The organism is Streptomyces doebereineriae (assembly GCF_031845645.1).
GTDB classification, from domain to species: Bacteria; Actinomycetota; Actinomycetes; order Streptomycetales; family Streptomycetaceae; genus Streptomyces; species Streptomyces canus.
Genome location: NZ_JAVREZ010000002.1, coordinates 262,177 through 280,036, shown reverse-complemented (window position 1 = coordinate 280,036; position 17,860 = coordinate 262,177). Strand labels below are relative to the sequence as shown.

Annotated in this window: 19 protein-coding genes; 13 read left to right on the top strand and 6 right to left on the bottom strand. The window is 71.5% G+C overall.

All coding sequences use genetic code 11. The features are described 5' to 3' along the window. Positions 1-53 precede the first annotated feature (53 nt). The 9 genes from RNB18_RS06825 (at position 54) to RNB18_RS06785 (ending at position 9,854) form a co-directional block, all read left to right on the top strand. The gene (locus RNB18_RS06825) at positions 54-896 is read left to right on the top strand and encodes a tryptophan 2,3-dioxygenase family protein (protein WP_266561885.1); all 843 of its coding nucleotides are present in this window, start codon (positions 54-56) and stop codon (positions 894-896) included. Further along, positions 889-2,085, top strand: a complete 1,197-nt coding sequence (gene kynU, locus RNB18_RS06820; RefSeq protein ID WP_311713235.1) for a kynureninase — start codon at positions 889-891, stop codon at positions 2,083-2,085. The genes RNB18_RS06825 and kynU overlap by 8 nt, the downstream gene beginning before the upstream one ends. A gap of 229 nt (positions 2,086-2,314) precedes the next feature. Continuing rightward, the gene (locus tag RNB18_RS06815) at positions 2,315-3,235 is read left to right on the top strand and encodes an alpha/beta hydrolase (RefSeq protein WP_311713234.1); all 921 of its coding nucleotides are present in this window, start codon (positions 2,315-2,317) and stop codon (positions 3,233-3,235) included. Between the two features lie 184 nt (positions 3,236-3,419). Beyond that, positions 3,420-4,445 carry an alpha/beta hydrolase gene (locus RNB18_RS06810; RefSeq protein WP_311713233.1) on the top strand — a complete coding sequence of 342 codons (1,026 nt, stop codon included), beginning with the start codon at positions 3,420-3,422 and terminating at the stop codon, positions 4,443-4,445. Further along, positions 4,438-5,679, top strand: a complete 1,242-nt coding sequence (locus RNB18_RS06805) for an acyltransferase family protein (protein WP_311713232.1) — start codon at positions 4,438-4,440, stop codon at positions 5,677-5,679. Before RNB18_RS06810 ends, RNB18_RS06805 begins: the two co-directional genes overlap by 8 nt. Positions 5,680-5,689: 10 nt before the next feature. Further along, positions 5,690-7,042 carry a sensor histidine kinase gene (locus tag RNB18_RS06800; protein WP_311713231.1) on the top strand — a complete coding sequence of 451 codons (1,353 nt, stop codon included), beginning with the start codon at positions 5,690-5,692 and terminating at the stop codon, positions 7,040-7,042. After that, a complete protein-coding gene (locus RNB18_RS06795; RefSeq protein ID WP_311713230.1) occupies positions 7,039-7,722 on the top strand; it encodes a response regulator transcription factor in 684 nt (227 codons plus the stop codon). Before RNB18_RS06800 ends, RNB18_RS06795 begins: the two co-directional genes overlap by 4 nt. Before the next feature lie 99 nt (positions 7,723-7,821). Further along, positions 7,822-9,192 (top strand): sensor histidine kinase, encoded by a 1,371-nt coding sequence (locus RNB18_RS06790; RefSeq protein WP_311713229.1) that lies wholly within the window; start codon positions 7,822-7,824, stop codon positions 9,190-9,192. Continuing rightward, the gene (locus tag RNB18_RS06785) at positions 9,189-9,854 is read left to right on the top strand and encodes a response regulator transcription factor (protein WP_062049301.1); all 666 of its coding nucleotides are present in this window, start codon (positions 9,189-9,191) and stop codon (positions 9,852-9,854) included. Before RNB18_RS06790 ends, RNB18_RS06785 begins: the two co-directional genes overlap by 4 nt. A gap of 35 nt (positions 9,855-9,889) precedes the next feature. Here RNB18_RS06785 and RNB18_RS06780 read toward each other — a convergent pair whose 3' ends face one another. The 3 genes from RNB18_RS06780 to RNB18_RS06770 all read right to left on the bottom strand — a co-directional run bounded on the left by RNB18_RS06780 (position 9,890) and on the right by RNB18_RS06770 (position 12,040). Continuing rightward, the gene (locus tag RNB18_RS06780) at positions 9,890-10,960 is read right to left on the bottom strand and encodes a DNA polymerase III subunit beta family protein (RefSeq protein WP_311713228.1); all 1,071 of its coding nucleotides are present in this window, start codon (positions 10,958-10,960) and stop codon (positions 9,890-9,892) included. 92 nt (positions 10,961-11,052) lie between these two features. Next, complete coding sequence (locus RNB18_RS06775) at positions 11,053-11,598, bottom strand: hypothetical protein (protein WP_266561874.1); 546 nt, start codon at positions 11,596-11,598, stop codon at positions 11,053-11,055. 37 nt (positions 11,599-11,635) lie between these two features. Continuing rightward, positions 11,636-12,040: an ATP-binding protein gene (locus tag RNB18_RS06770; RefSeq protein ID WP_266561872.1), complete on the bottom strand. Its 405-nt coding sequence runs from the start codon at positions 12,038-12,040 to the stop codon at positions 11,636-11,638. 225 nt (positions 12,041-12,265) lie between these two features. On the opposite strand from RNB18_RS06770, the gene RNB18_RS06765 reads away from it, so the two are divergent. The 3 genes from RNB18_RS06765 to RNB18_RS06755 are packed head-to-tail and all read left to right on the top strand — an operon-like array spanning position 12,266 to position 14,532. Next, on the top strand, positions 12,266-13,117 hold the full coding sequence (locus RNB18_RS06765; protein WP_311713227.1) for a helix-turn-helix domain-containing protein: 852 nt from the start codon (positions 12,266-12,268) through the stop codon (positions 13,115-13,117). Further along, positions 13,117-13,317 carry a DUF397 domain-containing protein gene (locus tag RNB18_RS06760; RefSeq protein ID WP_311713226.1) on the top strand — a complete coding sequence of 67 codons (201 nt, stop codon included), beginning with the start codon at positions 13,117-13,119 and terminating at the stop codon, positions 13,315-13,317. Before RNB18_RS06765 ends, RNB18_RS06760 begins: the two co-directional genes overlap by 1 nt. Before the next feature lie 9 nt (positions 13,318-13,326). After that, a complete protein-coding gene (locus RNB18_RS06755; RefSeq protein WP_311713225.1) occupies positions 13,327-14,532 on the top strand; it encodes a cytochrome P450 in 1,206 nt (401 codons plus the stop codon). A gap of 16 nt (positions 14,533-14,548) precedes the next feature. Here the strand turns inward: RNB18_RS06755 and RNB18_RS06750 are convergent, their stop codons facing one another. Genes RNB18_RS06750 through RNB18_RS06740 form a run of 3 tightly spaced genes read right to left on the bottom strand, consistent with a single transcriptional unit; the run spans position 14,549 to position 17,291 of the window. Next, positions 14,549-14,797: a hypothetical protein gene (locus tag RNB18_RS06750; RefSeq protein WP_266561864.1), complete on the bottom strand. Its 249-nt coding sequence runs from the start codon at positions 14,795-14,797 to the stop codon at positions 14,549-14,551. Positions 14,798-14,829: 32 nt separating this feature from the next. Further along, positions 14,830-16,398 carry an ABC transporter permease gene (locus RNB18_RS06745; protein ID WP_311713224.1) on the bottom strand — a complete coding sequence of 523 codons (1,569 nt, stop codon included), beginning with the start codon at positions 16,396-16,398 and terminating at the stop codon, positions 14,830-14,832. Next, positions 16,395-17,291, bottom strand: coding sequence for an ABC transporter ATP-binding protein (locus RNB18_RS06740; RefSeq protein WP_311713223.1), 897 nt, complete (start codon positions 17,289-17,291; stop codon positions 16,395-16,397). Before RNB18_RS06740 ends, RNB18_RS06745 begins: the two co-directional genes overlap by 4 nt. Positions 17,292-17,365: 74 nt before the next feature. On the opposite strand from RNB18_RS06740, the gene RNB18_RS06735 reads away from it, so the two are divergent. Beyond that, entirely contained in the window at positions 17,366-17,854 is a 489-nt protein-coding gene (locus tag RNB18_RS06735) for a GbsR/MarR family transcriptional regulator (protein ID WP_266561858.1), read from the top strand. The last annotated feature ends 6 nt before the right edge of the window (positions 17,855-17,860 follow it).

Below are 17,860 nucleotides of genomic sequence, written 5' to 3'. Positions count from 1 at the left end.
TGTCGGTAACGGCAGGGCGGACCGCTACCCGGAGTACACAACAGGAGACAGCGATGTCGTCCCATGAGGCTCATGAAGCGCAGGAGCCGGAGACCCCGCATCTCGACTTCCAAGGCACGACGCCGTACGAGGACTACGTCAAGGCGGACGTGCTCACCCACCTCCAGCACACCCTCTCCGACGATCCCGGAGAGATGGTCTTCCTGGTCACGACCCAGGTCATGGAGCTGTGGTTCACCGTCATCGTGCACGAGTGGGAGACCGCGGCGGGTGCGCTGCGCTCCGACGACGTGCCCACGGCCGTTGCCGCGCTGAAGCGTTCCGTACGGCAGCTGGAGGCGCTGAACGCCTCCTGGAAGCCGCTCGGCCAGCTGACGCCCGCGCAGTTCAACTCCTACCGCTCGGCGCTCGGCGACGGCTCCGGCTTCCAGTCGGCGATGTACCGCCGCATGGAGTTCCTGCTCGGCGACAAGTCCGCGTCCATGCTCGTCCCGCACCGGGGAGCACCCCGGGTCCACGCCGAGCTGGAGAAGGCGCTGCACGAGCCGAGCCTGTACGACGAGGTGCTGCGGCTGCTCGCGCGGCGCGGGCATGCGATCCCTGCCGCTGTCCTGGACCGGGACGTGTCGCGCCGGTACGAGCCGTCGGAGGAGGTCGAGGCCGCCTGGACGGCCCTCTACTCCGGCCCCGAGAACGACGAACTCGCCCGCCTGGGCGAGGCGTTGACCGATGTCGCCGAGCTGGTGTGGCGCTGGCGCAACGACCATCTCGTCGCCACCCGGCGCGCGATGGGCGCCAAGGCCGGCACGGGCGGCTCCGCCGGGGTGGCCTGGCTGGAGAAGCGCGCGCAGAAGAACGTGTTCCCGGAGCTGTGGACGGCGCGGTCGCATGTCTGAATCGGGTTCGCGTGCCGAGAAGTTGGACGCCTCGGACGAACTGGCGGGCCTGCGCGCGCGGTTCGTCCTGGACGACGTGGTGTACCTCGACGGGAACTCACTGGGCGCACTCCCGGCCGCCGTGCCGGGGCGGGTCGAGGACGTCGTACGTCGTCAGTGGGGCTCGCTCAGGATCCGGTCCTGGGACGAGAGCGGCTGGTGGACCGCGCCCGAGCGGATCGGTGACCGGATCGCCCCGCTGGTCGGGGCGGCGGCCGGGCAGATCGTGGTCGGCGACTCGACAAGTGTCAATGTCTTCAAGGCACTTGTGGGCGCCGTGCGGCTCGCGGGCGGCCCGGACGCCGGTCGTGACGAGGTGATCGTGGACGCGACCACCTTCCCCACGGACGGCTACATCGCCGAGTCCGCGGCCCGGATGACGGGCTGCACCCTGCGGGCGGTGACCCCGGCGGAGGTGCCGGGCGTGCTGAGCGGCCGTACGGCGGCCGTCCTGCTCAACCACGTCGACTACCGCACCGGGCGCCTGCACGACCTGCCCGGACTCACGGCCGCCGTGCACGCGGCGGGCGCGATCGCCGTCTGGGACCTGTGCCACAGCGCGGGCGCCCTGCCGGTCGGTCTCGACGCGCACGGCGTCGACCTCGCGGTCGGATGCACCTACAAGTATCTGAACGGCGGCCCGGGCTCACCGGCGTACCTCTATGTGCGCCGCGAGCTCCAGGACCGCTTCGACTCCCCGCTGCCGGGCTGGACCTCGCACGCCGACCCCTTCGGCATGAGCCCGTCCTACGCCCCTGCCGAGGGCGCGCTGCGGGGCCGCGTGGGCACGCCGGACATCCTCTCCATGCTCGCCCTGGAGGCCGCCCTCGAGGTCTGGGACGGGGTCTCGGTCGAGGCCGTGCGCGCCAAGTCCCTCGCCCTGACGGACTTCTTCCTGGAGTGCGTCGCGTCGTACGTCGGTGAGGGCCGCGTCGAGTGCGTGACTCCCCTGGCCCACGGGGAGCGGGGCAGCCAGGTCGCGCTGCGCTGCGAGGACGCGGGTGAGGTGATGAAGCGGCTCATCGAGCGGGGTGTGGTGGGCGACTTCCGGCACCCGGACGTGCTGCGGTTCGGGTTCACGCCGTTGTACGTCGGGTTCGCGGACGTGGAGCGGGCGGCGCGGGTGCTGGGGGAGACGCTCGTCCGCTGATCGGCTCGTCGTGGCTTCAGGCCGGGGTGACCGGGGTGACCGGGATGACGTACACCCCGGCCTTCGCCGCCGCTACCGCCGCGTCCGCCCTCCAGGAGGGCCGCTTCCCGGTTCGGCACGCGTGTCCGCGCACGTCATCGGCCTGATAGCGTCCCGGCCAACGGCCGGATTCCCTTCCAGGATGCTTTCACGGTCCGTCAGATCCGTTTCACCGCTGAGAGGTTGGAGCATGCCGGACGACGCCGCAGCCCGTGCCGCCGCAGAAGCCCGTGCCGCGGCCGAGGAGGAGTCGGCCTTCTCGCACGCGGCGGTCGACCCCGACGCCACCGCGGCGTACGGCGACGATCCCGACCAGGTGATCGACTTCTACGCCCCGCGCGAGGCGCTGTCTCCCGGAGGCGGGCTCGCGCCGCTGATCGTCGTCCTGCACGGCGGGGCGTGGCGGGCGCCGTACGACCGGCGCCATGTGACTCCGTTCGCGGACTTCCTGGCGCGGCGGGGGTTCGCGGTGGCCAATGTGGAGTACCGGCGGGGCGGGGTGTCCATTCCGGGGCAGGGCGCTGCCGCCGAGACTGGTGGCGGCCCCGTCGCCGGGCGTTGGCCCGAGACCTTCGACGACGTGGCCGCCGCGATGGACGCGCTTCCGGCGCTCGTGCGGGAGTTCCTGCCGCAGGCCGACCCGCGCCGCATGGTGGTCACCGGTCACTCCGCGGGCGGTCACCTCGCGCTGTGGGCCGCGGCCCGGCACCTCCTGCCGGACGACGCCGTGTGGCGCATCGACCGCCCCGCTCCGCTGCGCGGGGTGGTCGCCCTGGCCCCGATCGCCGACTTCACCGTCGCCGAGAAGCTGGACGTGTGCGGCGGGGCCTGCCGTCAACTCCTGGGCGGGGAAGAGGGGTTCACCGCACGTCTGCCGTACGCCGACCCCTCCCTGCTGCTCCCCACGGGCATCGCGACCACGCTCGTCCAGGGCCGCGCCGACACCGTCGTCCCGCAGGCGGTCGCCGAGGCGTACGCGGACGCGGCGGCCAAGGCCGGCGAGGTGGTGGGCCTGACGCTGTTGGAGGACGTCGGCCACTTCCCCCTGATCGACCCGGCGGCGGACGCGTGCGCGGTGGTGGCGGAGGAGATCGCGCAGTTGGCGTGGTGACGTCGGTTTCCGGCGCCTGTCCGCGCCCTCCCGACGCGTGTCCGCCGCCTCCTGGTGATACCCGTAATACCTGAGAGCTACGACCGCAAAGAGCTCCCTGGCGTGACGCGGACGACAGCCTCCGCTCCGTAACTTCCCTTCCAGACAAGCCCGATGGCCGGGTGGACGGGAGGGGACGAGGACTGTGGGGAGCAGCTGGAGGGGTGGGCGGGAGAGCCGCGGTGACGCGCGGCGGCACAAGGGGGACGACCGGCGCTCCCATGGATGGCGCCGGGCGCTCCTCGCCACCCTCATCATGGTCGCGGTGGTGGCCCCCCTCTCCGCGGCCGCCCGCCCGGAAATCCCTGCCCCGTCCCCGGCCACCCTCCCCGGACTCACCGCCTCCACCCTCGACAGGATCTACGCGGCCAACACCGCCAACGCGGCAGAGGCGGCCCGCATGGCCGCAGCCCACGGGGACACCCACCGCGCCGAGGCGGACCGCGAGATGGCCGCCCCCGACCGGCATCTGCTCACCTTCGACGGCCGGGGCCCGGGAATGGTGACAGAGGTCTTCGGCGACCTCGTCCGCGCCGACCACGTGGCCGTCCTGGTGCCCGGCTCCGACACCTCCCTGGACACCTACGACCGCTTCCGGGCCACGGCGGCGGCCCTGCAGCGGCAACTCACCCGCACCGCCCCCCACGGCACCCGGACCGCGGTGGTCGCCTGGCTCGGCTACCGCACCCCGGACACGGTCAGCACCACGGTCCTGACCACGGACAGGGCGGATGAAGCGGCCCCCCAATTGCGCGCGTTCGTACGTCGGCTCCAGGGCGTCGTCCGCCGCCCCACCACCGTGTCCCTCGTCTGCCACTCCTACGGCACGGTCGTCTGTGCCCGGGGCGCGAGCCACCTGGACATCGACGAACTGGTCCTGGTCGGCAGCCCCGGTACCGGCGCGGACACCGCCGCGGCTCTGCAGACCCCCGCCCGGATCTGGGCGGCCAGGGGCAAGGACGACTGGGTCGGCGAGGTCCCCCATGTGAGGACCGACCTCTTCGGCGTCACCGTCGGCTTCGGCACCGACCCGGTCTCCCCGGCCTTCGGCGCCCACGTCTTCGCCGCCGGCGAGGGGGGCCACAGCCACTACTTCAGCCCGGGCTCGGTCTCCCTGACCAACCTCGCCCGGATCGTCCTCGGAGACACCGCGGAGGTGACCCGTGCCTGAGACCCACCACACCCGGGGCGGCGTACGCGACGGCATACGCCACGGCGCGGACGGCATACGCCGGGCCGCCGACCGGATCGACGCGGCGACACCCCCCGAGCGGGACCGTGCCGTCGACGCCCTGCGCGCCTTCGCGATCCTCGGCGTCGTCCTCGGCCACTGGCTGGTGACGGCCCTGGTCGCCGACGGCGGCGCCCTGCACACCGCGAGCCCGTTGCAGCACATGCCCTGGCTGGCCCCGATCTCCTGGGCCTTCCAGACCCTGGCCGTGTTCTTCCTGGTGGGCGGCCATGTGGCGACACGCGGCTACACCTCGGCACGCGCCCGCGGGACGACGTACGGACAGTGGCTGACGAGCCGTCTGTCGCGGCTCTTCAAGCCGGTGGTCGTCGTCCTCGCCCTGTGGACTGTGGTGGCGACGGCCCTGCTGCTGACGGGAGCTCAGTTCGAGACGGTCCGCACGCTGGTCAGACTCGCCCTGTCCCCGATGTGGTTCCTCCTGGTCTTCAGCGCTCTGACGGCGGCGACCCCACTGCTGCTGCGGCTCCACCCGCTGTGGCCGCTGGTCGTCGTCCTGCACGTGGACATCGTGCGCTTCGGGCTCGGCGGCCCCGACTGGCTCGGCTGGGTCAACCTGGCGGCGGGCTGGATGGTGCCGTACACCGTGGGCGCCGCGTGGACGCGGGGCGAGCTGGAGGGGCGGCGCGCCGGATGGCTGCTGTTCGGGGGCGGTGCGGTGGTGACCGCGATGCTCGTCGCGTGGGCGGGGTATCCGGCGTCGATGGTCGGGGTGCCGGGTGCCTCCGTCTCCAACCTGAACCCGCCGACGCTGGCCGCCGTCACCTTCGGACTGGCGCAGTGCGGCCTCGCCCTGCTGCTGCGTGACCGGTTGCGCCGCGGTATGCGACGTCCTCCGGTCTGGGCGGCCGTGGCGTTCGTCAACCTCTCCGCGATGACGATCTTCCTCTGGCACCAGACGGCGCTGATGGCCACCACGGCCACCGGCCTCGCCGCGGGCCGGCTGCCGGGCCTGCACACCGTCCCCGACGGACTGGGCTGGGTGGCGGCCCGGCTGGTCTGGCTCCCGGTGTTCGTCCTCGTCCTGACGGTGTGTTGGTCGGCCTTCCGGTCCTTCGAGCAGGGGCCGCGCAAGGTCGGCGGCCGGCCGTCACGGGTGATCCGTGTCCACCGCCGTACGGAGCCGGCCGCAGCGAAGGAGGCGCGTCGTGCCTAGGGTTGTCGGCGTGACGGAGACGGGGAGCCGGCAGCTGGTGGTCGGCGGCATACGGCGCTGGCTGCATGTGCTGCGCGAGGACTTGTGCACGCTGCGGGTCGATCCGCTGCCTCCGTCGGTGTGGCTGCGGTGGCTGCCGCACGGTGTGGTGTGCATGCTGGCCTTCGGGGTCACGGTCGGCGCCGTGGGGCAACTCTCGGACAACGGCGGGGTGGGGCTGACACTCGCCTTCGCGATCGGTCTCGCACAGGGCTCCGCCGTCGTGTTCGCGCTGTGGCGGCCCGTCCCGGCGTGGTGGTTCTCGACCATCGCCATGGTGGTCGGCGCCATCGAGGTGCGCCGCCAGCTGCTGGCCGGCGGCGCGCACGACTTCACCTGGCCCTGGAGCTCCGCCGGACTCATCGGGCACATGGCCGTGCTGCTGCTGCTCGCCCTGCGGGTGCCCATGCGCGTGGCCGTCGAGGCGCTGGCGGTGACCCTGCTTCTCACGTACCTCCTCGAGGGCGTGCTGGGTGCGGCCGACTTCCAGCCCACCGGGGTGCTCGCAGTCATCCTGTTCACCGTGGTGGTGGTGCTCGGCACCGCCCTGCGCGGCCGTCGGGAGGCCAGCAAGGCGCTCGTCGAGCAGACCACCCTCACCGCGGAGGAGCGGGCCCGCCGCACCCTCCTGGAGGAGCGCAGCCGTATCGCGCGCGAACTGCACGACGTCGTCGCCCATCACATGTCCGTCATCTCGATCCAGGCGCAGGTCGCCCCGCACCTCGTCGAGAACCCGTCCGAAGAGCTCCGGGAGAACCTCGACGGCATCCGGCAGAACGCGCTGGAGGCGCTGACCGAACTGCGCCGGGTCCTGGGCGTGCTGCGGGCTGAGCACCCCGAGACGCCGGAGCGGCCCGCCGACCCCGCCACCGGCACCGCGCCGCACGCCCCGCAGCCCACCCTCGACCGGCTCGACGCGCTGGTGGAGAACACCCGGACGGCCGGAACGGCCGTCGAGGTCGACGTGCGAGGTGCCCGGCGGCCGCTGCCGCCCGGCGTGGACCTGTCGGCGTACCGGATCGTGCAGGAGGCGCTGAGCAACGTCCTGCGCCACGCGCCCGGCGCGACCGCCTCCGTCGCGCTCGTCCACTACGTGCACGGCGTGGACGTGCGGATCGTCAACTCACGGCCCACCCGCAGCGTGCCGTCCTCCCCGGGCGCGGGGCACGGCCTGCTCGGCATGCGGGAGCGGGCCGCGATGCTCGGCGGCACCCTGCGCGCCGGCCCCCGGCCCGACGGCGGCTACGAGGTGGCCGCGTATCTTCCGACGGCACCCCCGGGCGCGCCCGACCACCTCACCGACCCGAAGGACGACACCGCATGACGAGCGGCACGAGCGGCAGCATCCGCGTACTGATCGCCGACGACCAGCAGATGGTCCGGCAGGGCTTCAGCGTGCTGCTGGGCGCCCAGCCCGGCATCGAGGTGATCGGGCAGGCGGTCGACGGCCTCGACGCGATCGCCAAGGTCGCCGAACTCGTCCCGGACGTCGTCCTGATGGACATCCGGATGCCCGAGCTGGGCGGCATCGAGGCCACCCGCCGCATCACCGGTGAGCGCCCGAAGATCAGGGTCCTGGTGCTGACCACCTTCGACCTGGACGAGTACGTCTACGAGGCGCTGCGGGCCGGCGCGTCCGGGTTCCTGCTGAAGGACGCCTCCGCGGAGCAGCTCGCCGAGGCCGTGCGGGTGGTGGCGGCCGGGGACGCTCTGCTCGCGCCCGGCATCACCCGGCGGCTGCTCGCCGAGTTCTCCCGCCTCGACAACCGGCCCCGCTCCCCGCTCAAGAGCCGGGTCGGCGAGCTGACCGAGCGGGAGACGGAAGTCCTCGCCCTGATCGCGCAGGGCCTGTCGAACGCGGAGATCGCCGACCGGCTCGTGGTGGCCGAGCAGACGGTGAAGACCCACGTGGGCCGCATCCTGGTGAAGCTGGGCCTGAGGGACCGTACGCAGGCGGCGGTGTTCGCGTACGAGTCGGGGCTGGTGCGGCCGTCGGGCTACTGATCCGCGACCCTCCGGTACCCGTAGTACCTGAGAGGGACGCCGAAGGACCCGTCTCGTTGGTGACGACGGTGACCGCCGCCCGCGCCTACCTTTTTGACTGTGACCGAGACGACCGAGACATACATGACACCCCCGCACGGCGACAGCGGCGAGTTCGACGCGTACCAGCCCCGCAGCCCGGAGTTCAGGGCCGCCGTGGACGCCCTGCGTGGCCTGCGGCACGACTTGATCAGCGATGCCTTCGCCTATCGCCCGCTGCCCCCGATGCGCGTCGACAGGGGGCTCTCTCGCAGGTTGCCCGGCCGAGCGCGGGAGTACGTGGCCTGGACACCGCACGTGCTGATCACCGCGGCCGGCCTGCTCGCGATGCTCATCGGCTCGGCCAACAGTGACACCGGCGAGGTCACCAGTCTCTTCGTCGGCGTGCTCGCCCTGGCCCCGGTACTGCTGACCATGGTGCGGCCGGTCCTGGCCTTCTGGGTCTCGATGGGCGCGACCGCGGCCACCTACGCGGTGGCTTTCACCGCCTGGGACGAGTGGCCCTGGCTGGACGGCAGCTTCGCCTGCCACCTCATGGTGCTCACGCTGGTGGCCATACGCACCAGGCCGCGCACAGCGGCGTGGATGTGGCTGCTGACCGGGGTCTACGGCCTGATGTGGGAGGGAGCCTTCAGCGGCGGGCACTACAACAGCTCCGACACGGTGCAGCTGCTGTTCGTCTCCGCCCTGGCCCTGCTCGCCGTCAGTGTCTGGCACATACGCCGTGACGCCCAGGAGACGGTGACCGCGCAGCAGACGGTGACCGCGCACGAGCGCTCCCGCCGCACGCTCCTGGAGGAGCGCACGACCATCGCCCGCGAGCTGCACGACGTGGTCGCCCACCACATGTCGGTCGTCGCCATCCAGGCGGAGGCCGCGCCCTACCGGGTGGAGAACCCGCCTCCGGAGCTGGAGAAGGCGTTCGCCACGATCCGGGAGAATGCGGTGGCGGCCCTGACCGAGCTGCGCCGGGTCCTCGGGGTGGTCCGCGCCGAGGACTACGAGGCACCGGACGCCCCGCAGCCCACCCTCGCCGACCTGGACGCCCTGCTCGGCAACGTGCGGGAGGCGGGCCTGAGCGTCGACAAGGCGGTCACCGGGGCGGTGCGCGAACTCCCGCAGGGCGTGGAGCTGTCGGCGTACCGGATCGTCCAGGAGGCGCTGAGCAACACCCTGCGGCACGCCCCGGGGGCGAGCGCACGGGTCGAGATCGGATACGTCCTGGGCGGCCTGGGCCTGCGCATAGTCAACGGCCCGCGGCCCGAGCTGTCGCTGCTGAAGCCCTCGCCCGGAGCGGGCCACGGCATCACCGGCATGCGGGAGCGGGTCTCCATGCTGAACGGCGAGATGACGGCGGGTGCCACGGACGAGGGAGGGTACGAGGTGGCGGTGTTCCTCCCGGTGCCGCTCAGGGACGAGGGTGACGCATGACGATCCGGGTCCTGGTCGCGGACGACCAGATGATGGTCCGCGAGGGCTTCTCGGTGCTGCTGAACGCGATGCCGGGTATCGAGGTGGTCGGCGAGGCCGTCAACGGCCGCGAGGCGGTCGACCGGGTCCGTGAACTCGCCCCCGACGTGGTTCTGATGGACATCCGGATGCCGGAGCTGAACGGCATCGAGGCGACCAGGGAGATCGTCGCCGCGGACGGCACGGCGAAGGTCTTGGTCCTGACGACCTTCGACCTCGACGAGTACGTCTACCAGGCCCTGCGCGCGGGAGCCTCGGGCTTCCTCCTCAAGGACGCCTCGGCCCGTCAACTCGCCGAGGGGGTAAGGGTGGTGGCCTCCGGCGAGGCTCTCCTCGCACCCTCGGTCACCAGGCGGCTGATCACGGAGTTCTCCAAACTCTCCGAGTCCCCCCGCCTTATGACCTCGGCGCACTCTGCCTACGGAGACCTCACCGACCGCGAGACGGAGGTCCTGATCCTGATCGCGCAGGGCCTGTCGAACTCGGAGATGGCCGAGCGGCTGATGGTCGCCGAGTCGACGATCAAGACCCACGTCAGCCGCATCCTGGTGAAGCTGGGCCTCAGGGACCGTACGCAGGCGGCGGTGTTCGCGTACGAGGCGCGGCTGGTGACGCCGGGGTAGGGCGTGTGCGGTCCTCTCGGCGACGTGGCGTGGCGTCAGTCCTCCAGGCGGACCGGCATCAGGATCGAGAAGCCGCCCTCGTCGTCGGGGCGCCGGATCGCGATCGGCGCCGTGGGGGCTGTGAGCTCCAGGACCAGCCGGTCCCGGGCCCCGGCGGCCAGCGCGTCCAGCAGGAACTCTCGGTTGACTGCGACGCGGTCCGGGTCGCCGGCGTCGCCGTCGGGGCAGAGGACAACCGTGCCGTCATCCGTCACCCTGAGCACGCTGAGGTCATGCGTTCCGGTCTCGTCGCTGCGGACGGGACCCGTCTCCAGGGCCTTCCGGAAGTCCGCGACCTCGACGAGGGCCCGTCGGTCACCGGTTTGGGGGAGGAGACGCCGGTAGTCGGGGAAGTCGTGGTCGAGACACCGGCCGGCGGCCTGCCTGTCCCCGGCCTCCAGTGTCACGCGGTCACCGTCGAGCGAGAGCCGGACGGGTTCCCCGCCGTGCAACAGCGCCCGCATCGCGTCGGCGAGCGGAGTGGGCACGATGACCTGCACCCGGCTCGCGTCGTGCCCGTCGACGGCGGCCCTCGCGACGGCCAGGCGGTACCGGTCGGTGGCCACCACATGGAGGGTCGCGCCCTCGATGTCGAACAGGATCCCGCCGAGCATGGGCAGTTCCGGGTCGGTGCTCGCCGCGAAACGGACGGTGTCCAGTGCGGCCGCCAGCTCGGGCGCCGCGATGGTCAGCCGGACGGTGGCGACACGGAGCGAAGTCATGAGGTTCTCCCGTTGGTCGAGTAGGGCTCGGAGTGCGGAGAACTCGCTGCGGGCGTCGGCCAGCCCCAGTTCCAGGCGGCGCAGGTGCGCCGTGAGCAGTTTCCTGACCAGATCGGTGTCCGTGCCGGACCAACTGGCCAGCACCAGCCGGATGTCCGCCAGCGGCATCCCGGCCCGGCGCACGCGGGCCAGCAGCCGGGCCTCTTCGAGTTGCCCGGGTTCGTACCAGCGATATCCGCTCACCGGATCCACCCAGGCCGGCACGAGCACACCGGCACGGTCGTAGAACCGCAGGGCGCTCACGCCCAGTCCGCTGTCGCGAGCCATCTCGCCAATGCTGCGCATGTCGTTCTCCACGCCTGAACTCTGGGCCCTGCACAAGGTCGAGGGTCAACCCGTCTCCGTGCGGACCGCCGGGCGAGGTGACAGGGGAGCTTTCAGATGCCTGCGCCGTTCGTCGCCGGCAAGAGCTCAGCCAGTTCGGCGTCGTCCGGGCGGTGGACCGCCTTGGCCGCCTTGCGCAGAACGGCGCGGTCGACCTTTTCCGTGTCGGCGATGAGCCGGATCACCACGCCGTCGCGGGGTATCGCGTATTCGTGGGAAGCGCCCGCCTTGCGATACCAGGCGTCGCCGTCGGGCTCACAGCTGACCCGCTCGGCCGTCACCTCGCCCAGAGGCTGCTCGGAGCAGTTCTCGGCTGTCAGCGTGCCCCGATCCACGAAGAGGCCGAATCGGGTGGCACGATTCTTGGACCGATAGGCGGCGACGAACTCGCCGTCGTACTCGCCGACCGACGCCTGGAACACGGTGTAGCCGGAGACCTCGGTGACATAGACGAGTTCCGGTTCGACGCCCCAGGTCTTGGCGGCGGCGTCGAGGTCGGCGGCTGTCCGTGCCGTCCCCTCCTCCTTGTCCGCGTCGCATCCTGTGAGCAGGACCGGCAGCAGGAGGAGAGAGAGCAGAACACGGCTTTTTTGCGTCATGTGCACATCCTGGCTCATGGACATTTCACGCGAGGACCTATGCCGCGGCCAGCTCGCACCACACGTACTTGCCGCGGTTGCCGTTTCTGGACAGGGGTTGCCAGCCCCACACGTCGGCGCAGGCGCGGACCAGGGCGAGGCCGCGGCCGTTCTCCGCGTCGGTGAGGTGGTCCAACCGGGTCGGTGGCTCGGGTGGCTCGGGGTCCGCGTCCCACGCGCCGAGACGGAGCGTTCCCGGCGGCGACCAGCGCACTCGCAGGGCGGCGGGGCCCCTGGTGTGCAGCACGGCGTTGGAGACCAGTTCGGTGGCGAGCAGCTCTGCGGTGTCGACCAGGGTGATCAGGCCGTGCATGGTCAGGATCAGGCGGAGGGTGCGGCGGCTGACGGTGACGGCTCGGGGGTCGTTGGGGATGTGGAGCACGTACTCCCAGGGCTCGGGCATGCGGCAACTCCGTTCGGGTGGTGGGGGGTTGCGGGCGGCGGGCGGTGGCAGTGTCGCGCCCGTCATGGCAGGACGGGGCGGTGCGCTTCCGGTACCCCGGGGTTCCGCAACGTGTGCGTCGCGTCACCGACGGTACGTCATAAATTTCTGACACGGCAAGCGTGTCGCGTAATCTGACTCCGAACGAGCCGCTGCTCCGGGGCCGTTGAGGGCGAGGAGGAAGTGATGCCGCCGAGACGGCAAGTGACCGCACGCCAGGTGCGCTTGGGCGCCGAGCTGCGGAAGCTGCGTGAGGCCGCGGGGCTCAAAGCGCGTGAGGCTGCCGCGCTGCTTGGAGCCGACTCCGTTCAGATGAGTCAGATCGAGTCCGGCATCGCAGGCGTGAGTGAGACGCGGGTGCGCCGCCTTGCTGCGCAGTACGCCTGCACGGACGAGGCGTTGATCGACGCGCTCGTGGTGATGGCGACCGAACGCACGCATGGCTGGTGGGACGACTACAGGGGAGTCCTGCCCCAAGTGAACCTGGACGTGGCCGAGGCGGAACATCATGCGACGTTCCTGCAGGAGGTCGTGATCACGCATGTTCCCGGGCTGCTCCAGACCCCGGCCTATGCCCGCGCGGTCTTCAGGTATATGCGCCCGGAGCTTCCCGAGAGTGAGCTGGCTCATCGCGTGGAGCACCGGATGAGACGGCGCGTGGCGATCGAGGGCAACGACCCGACGCCGTACGAGACGGTGGTCCACGAGTTTGCCCTGCGCATCCGCGTGGCCGACCGCCAGACATCCGTGTCTCAGCTTCGACTCATTCTGGAAGAGATCGAAAGGGGGCACGCAACGGTGCGGGTCGTCCCGGTCGACCGGGACGGCTTCGCTGGTGCTGATGCGTCGATGATGTACATGGGCGGCCCGGTGCCCAAGCTGGACACCGGGTTCCTTGACGCCCCGACGGGGACCCTGTTCATCGATGCGGAAGCCCCCTTGAATCGGCTACGAACGCTCTTCCGTACGGTGAAGGGGTCGTCGCTGGACCCCTCGGAGTCCCGGGACTTCATTCACCGGCTGACGAAGGAACTCTGATGAACTGGCGAAAGTCCACCTACTCGGGCGGCGGTGAGGGCAACACCTGCGTCGAGATCGCCGAACTGCGCTCCCGCATAGCCGTTCGCGACTCCAAGGCCCCCGCCCGAGCCCCCCTCACCTTCACGCCCCCCGCCTTCACCGCCCTCGTCGACCACCTGAAAGAACACCCCTGGTCAGAAGCACGCCTCCCGGGCTAGCGTCCCCGCATGGCAGCCTTCGATCCCTGGGACCCGGCGTTTCTCGCCGACCCCTACCCCGCCTACGCCGAGCTCCGCGCCAACGGCCGTGTGCAGTACTACGAGCCCACCAACCAGTGGCTCGTCCCGCACCACGCGGACGTCTCCGCGCTGCTCAGGGACCGGAGGCTCGGGCGGACGTACCAGCACCGGTTCACGCACGAGGACTTCGGACGGACCGCGCCGCCCGCCGCGCACGAGCCGTTCCACACGCTCAACGACCACGGGATGCTCGACCTGGAGCCCCCGGACCACACCCGGATCCGGCGCCTGGTGTCGAAGGCGTTCACGCCGCGTACGGTCGAGCAGCTGAGGCCGTATGTGACCAGGCTGGCCGGCGAGCTGGTGGACCGGCTCGTCGCGGAGGGCGGTGGCGATCTGCTCACCGATGTCGCCGAGCCGCTCCCCGTGGCCGTCATCGCCGAGATGCTGGGGATCCCGGAGGCGGACCGGGCGCCCCTGCGGCCCTGGTCGGCCGACATCTGCGGGATGTACGAGCTGAACCCGCCGGAGGATGTGGCGGCGCGGGCGGTACGGGCGTCGGTCGAGTTCTCCGACTACCTCCGCGAACTCATCGCCGAGCGCCGCAAGAACCCCGGTGACGACCTCATCTCCGGGCTCATCGCCGCCCACGACGAGGGCGACCGGCTCACCGAGCAGGAGATGATCTCCACCTGCGTCCTGCTGCTCAACGCGGGTCACGAGGCCACCGTGAACGCCACGGTCAACGGCTGGTGGGCGCTGTTCCGCAACCCTGACCAGCTCGCCGGACTGCGCGCGGACCACTCCCTCGTCCCCCGGGCCGTCGAAGAGCTCATGCGCTACGACACCCCCCTCCAGCTCTTCGAACGCTGGGTCCTGGACGAGATCGAGATCGACGGGACGACCATCCCGCGCGGTGCCGAGATCGCCCTGCTCTTCGGCTCCGCCAACCACGACCCGGCCACTTTCCCGAACCCGGAGCGCCTCGACCTCACCCGCGCCGACAACCCGCACATCTCCTTCAGCGCCGGCATCCACTACTGCATCGGCGCACCCCTGGCCCGTATCGAGCTGGCCGCCTCCATGACGGCCGTACTGGAGAAGGCCCCGACGCTGGCCCTGGCGGCGGAGCCGCAGAGGAAGCCGAACTTCGTGATCCGGGGGTTGGAGGGGCTGAGTGTCGAGGTGATGTGATCACTCGGTGGGTGGATCAGCCCCGCCGCCGGTCCCCCCACCGCACCAACAGCGTGAAGACGAGGAGCGGCAGAAACGCTCCCCCCAACACCACGAACGGCAGCTCCGTCAGCAGGACTGAGAAGTCCATGCCCTCGTTCTCGAAGCCGCCGCCCAGGTGGCGCTGGGTGCGGGACATGGACAGCCACAGCAGCGGGGCCGCGGTCGCCCCCGCCGCCGACAGCGCACAGCCCCCGCAGGTCACTCCGTCCACATGCCGTTTCATGTCTGAAGGGACGTGCGTTCCCGGGCTGCGGTTCAGCTCGTCAGATCCCGGCGTCGCAACCCCGCCAAGCCCCCGGTCACCAGGACCGCCGCAAGAGCGAGCAGGACCAGCACCGGCCCCCACTCCATCTCCCCGCCCGGCAGCTTCGGCAGGTGGCCGAAGGGGGACAGGTCCAGGACCGCCCGCGGGACGTCGAGGGCCGGGCCGACCCAGCCGATCAGCAGCACCACCCCGGCGACTCCCCAGGCAAGCGGGGCGACGCGCGGGGCAAGGCCGTACAGCAGGACCGCCAGTCCGCCGACCACCCACACCGCGGCCACCTGCACCAGGCACGCGCCCAGGACGGGGCCGACCTCCTTGCCGTAGCCCACGGCGAAGCCGAGGCCCGCGAACAGCATGATGAGCGCCGAGCCTCCGAAGGCGATCACCAGATGGCCCGAGGCCCACCGCAGGCGGCCCACCGCGTTCGCCAGCACCGGTTCCGCCCGCATCGACGTCTCCTCACCGTGCAGCCGCAGCACCGACGCGACCACGTACAGCGCGGCCACCAGCCCCAGCATCCCGGTCATCGAGGCGAGGAAGGCGTCCGTGATCCCGGAGTGTCCGCCCATCCGCTCGAAGATCTCGCGGGCCTTCTCGTTGTCGCCCACCAGGTCGGCCACGCCGTCCGTCAGACCGCCGTAGACCACACCGGCCAGGAAGAAGCCGAGCGACCAGCCGAGCACGGCGCCCCGCTGCAGCCGCCAGGCCAGGGCGCCCGCCGTGCCCAGGCGGCCGACAGGGGGCCCCGGGCGCGTCGGCACGAAGCTCATGCCCACGTCCCTGCGGCCCGCCAGTACGTAGGCCAGCGCGCCCTGGACCGCCACCGCCGCCGCGAACAGCGCCAGCACCCACCAGCGTTCGCGCGCGAAGGGGCGCAACTGCGACAGCCAGCCGAGCGGCGACAGCCAGGTCAGGACGGACGACCCGTCGGTGGACGCCGAGTCGCCCGACGCCCGCAGCACGAAGGCCACGCCCAGCACTCCCGCCGTCAGGCCCCGCGCCAGCCGCGCGCTCTCCGTCAGCTGCGCGACGATCGCGGCCGTCGTGGCGAAGAGCATGCCCATGGCGGCAAGGCCCAGGCCGAACGCCAGGGCGCCCGCCGCTCCCTGGCCCGCCAGGCCCGCCGTCACCAGCAGTGCGAGCACACCGCTCGCCACCCCCGCCGCCAGCAGCGCGGCCGTCAGTGAGGCGCGGCGGCCCACCGCGCCGGAGGCGATCAGCTCCTGCCGGCCGGTCTCCTCCTCGTCACGGGTGTGGCGTACGACGACCAGGAGACCGGTGACGGCGGTGAGCGCCCCCGCGTAGACGCCGACGCGCCAGGCGGTGAGGGCGCCGAGGGAGTCGCCGAAGACGGGGCCGATCAGCGCGCGCAAGGAGGAGTTGGTGGCCACCTGGTGCAGCAGGTCGGCGCGCTCGGCCCCGGTGCCGTACATGCCCTTGAGGGTGTTCGGCATGGACAGGACCATCAGGGTGTTCACCGCCACCCACACCGGGATCATCAGCCGGTCGCGGCGCAGGTTGAAGCGGAGCAGGACGCCCGTGCCGACGAGGGAGGTCATGACGCCGCCCCCTCGTCCTGGTAGTGCCGCAGGAACAGTTCCTCCAGCGTCGGCGGTGTCGACGTCAGCGAGCGCACCCCGGACTCGCTCAACTGCCTCAGCACCGCGTCGAGTCCGTCCGTGTCCACCTGCAGCCGGACCCGGTGGCCCTGGACGTCGAGGTCGTGGACGCCGGGCAGACGCGCCAACCCGTTGGGGGCGCCCGCGAGTTCGGCCGTGACGCTGGTGCGGGTCAGGTGGCGCAGGTCGGCGAGGGAACCCGTCTCGACCGTGCGGCCACGCCGGATGATGCTCACCCGGTCGCACAACTCCTCGACCTCGCTGAGGATGTGGGACGACAGCAGGACCGTACGGCCGCGCTCCCGCTCCTCCTCGACACAGCGCTGGAAGACCTCCTCCATCAGCGGATCCAGGCCCGATGTCGGCTCGTCCAGGATCAGCAGGTCCACGTCCGAGGCGAACGCGGCTACCAGGGCGACCTTCTGGCGGTTGCCCTTCGAGTAGGTGCGGCCCTTCTTGGTGGGGTCCAGCTCGAAGCGCTCGATCAGGTCGGCTCGCCTACCGGCGTCGAGACCGCCGCGCAGCCGTCCGTAGAGGTCGATGACCTCGCCGCCGGAGAGGTTGCGCCACAGCGTCACGTCCCCGGGGACGTAGGCGATCCGGCGGTGCACCTCGACCGCGTCGGCCCACGGGTCGCGGCCGAGCACCTGCGCGGCGCCGGAGTCGGCGCGCAGCAGGCCGAGCAGAACGCGGATGGTGGTGGACTTTCCGGCGCCGTTGGGGCCGAGGAAGCCGTGCACCTCGCCGGTCTCGACGTCCAGGTCGAGGCCGTCGAGGGCGTGGGTCTTCCCGAACGACTTGTGGAGCCCGGAGACGGTGATGGCCTTCGTCATGCTTCAGAACGTACGCTTTCTTCAGAACTTTGTGAAGTTAAGGAAGCGTGTGAATCCCCGTTAGGGTGGTGACCATGACGGATGCGGTGGAGCGGGACCCGGAGGCGGTCTCACGGTTCGTGGAGCGGTTCGCGGCGCAGCTCGTCGAGGCGGGGCTGTCGCGTATGCCGGCCCGGGTCTTCGCGGCGCTGCTCGCGTCCGACAGCGGAGCTCTGACCTCCGCCGAACTGGGCGAGCGACTCCAGGTCAGCCCTGCGGCAGTGTCCGGAGCGGTGCGCTACCTGGCGCAGGTGCACATGCTGTCGCGCGAGCGGGAGCCCGGCTCGCGGCGGGAGCGCTACCGGGTCCACTCCGACCAGTGGTACCAGGCGCTCACCAACCGCGAGGCGATCATCAAACGCTGGGAGGACGCCCTGCGCGAGGGAGTGGCCAGCCTGGGCGCCGAGACACCGGCGGGACACAGGCTGGCCGAGACCCTCGCGTTCTTCGAGTTCATCGAGAAGGACGTGGCGGAGATGATGGAACGCTGGAAGTCCCATCACGCCAAGCTGTTCGGGAACTAGCGCCTG

Coding starts and splice junctions, on each gene's coding strand:
- RNB18_RS06780 (WP_311713228.1), bottom strand. CDS start 10,960: ATGCGCAGCATTGGCGAGATGGCTCGCGACAGCGGACTGGGCGTGAGC.
- RNB18_RS06735 (WP_266561858.1), top strand. CDS start 17,366: ATGACGGATGCGGTGGAGCGGGACCCGGAGGCGGTCTCACGGTTCGTG.
- RNB18_RS06765 (WP_311713227.1), top strand. CDS start 12,266: ATGCCGCCGAGACGGCAAGTGACCGCACGCCAGGTGCGCTTGGGCGCC.
- RNB18_RS06815 (WP_311713234.1), top strand. CDS start 2,315: ATGCCGGACGACGCCGCAGCCCGTGCCGCCGCAGAAGCCCGTGCCGCG.
- RNB18_RS06825 (WP_266561885.1), top strand. CDS start 54: ATGTCGTCCCATGAGGCTCATGAAGCGCAGGAGCCGGAGACCCCGCAT.
- RNB18_RS06785 (WP_062049301.1), top strand. CDS start 9,189: ATGACGATCCGGGTCCTGGTCGCGGACGACCAGATGATGGTCCGCGAG.
- RNB18_RS06755 (WP_311713225.1), top strand. CDS start 13,327: ATGGCAGCCTTCGATCCCTGGGACCCGGCGTTTCTCGCCGACCCCTAC.
- RNB18_RS06770 (WP_266561872.1), bottom strand. CDS start 12,040: ATGCCCGAGCCCTGGGAGTACGTGCTCCACATCCCCAACGACCCCCGA.
- RNB18_RS06775 (WP_266561874.1), bottom strand. CDS start 11,598: ATGACGCAAAAAAGCCGTGTTCTGCTCTCTCTCCTCCTGCTGCCGGTC.
- RNB18_RS06745 (WP_311713224.1), bottom strand. CDS start 16,398: ATGACCTCCCTCGTCGGCACGGGCGTCCTGCTCCGCTTCAACCTGCGC.
- RNB18_RS06795 (WP_311713230.1), top strand. CDS start 7,039: ATGACGAGCGGCACGAGCGGCAGCATCCGCGTACTGATCGCCGACGAC.
- RNB18_RS06760 (WP_311713226.1), top strand. CDS start 13,117: ATGAACTGGCGAAAGTCCACCTACTCGGGCGGCGGTGAGGGCAACACC.
- RNB18_RS06740 (WP_311713223.1), bottom strand. CDS start 17,291: ATGACGAAGGCCATCACCGTCTCCGGGCTCCACAAGTCGTTCGGGAAG.
- kynU (WP_311713235.1), top strand. CDS start 889: ATGTCTGAATCGGGTTCGCGTGCCGAGAAGTTGGACGCCTCGGACGAA.
- RNB18_RS06750 (WP_266561864.1), bottom strand. CDS start 14,797: ATGAAACGGCATGTGGACGGAGTGACCTGCGGGGGCTGTGCGCTGTCG.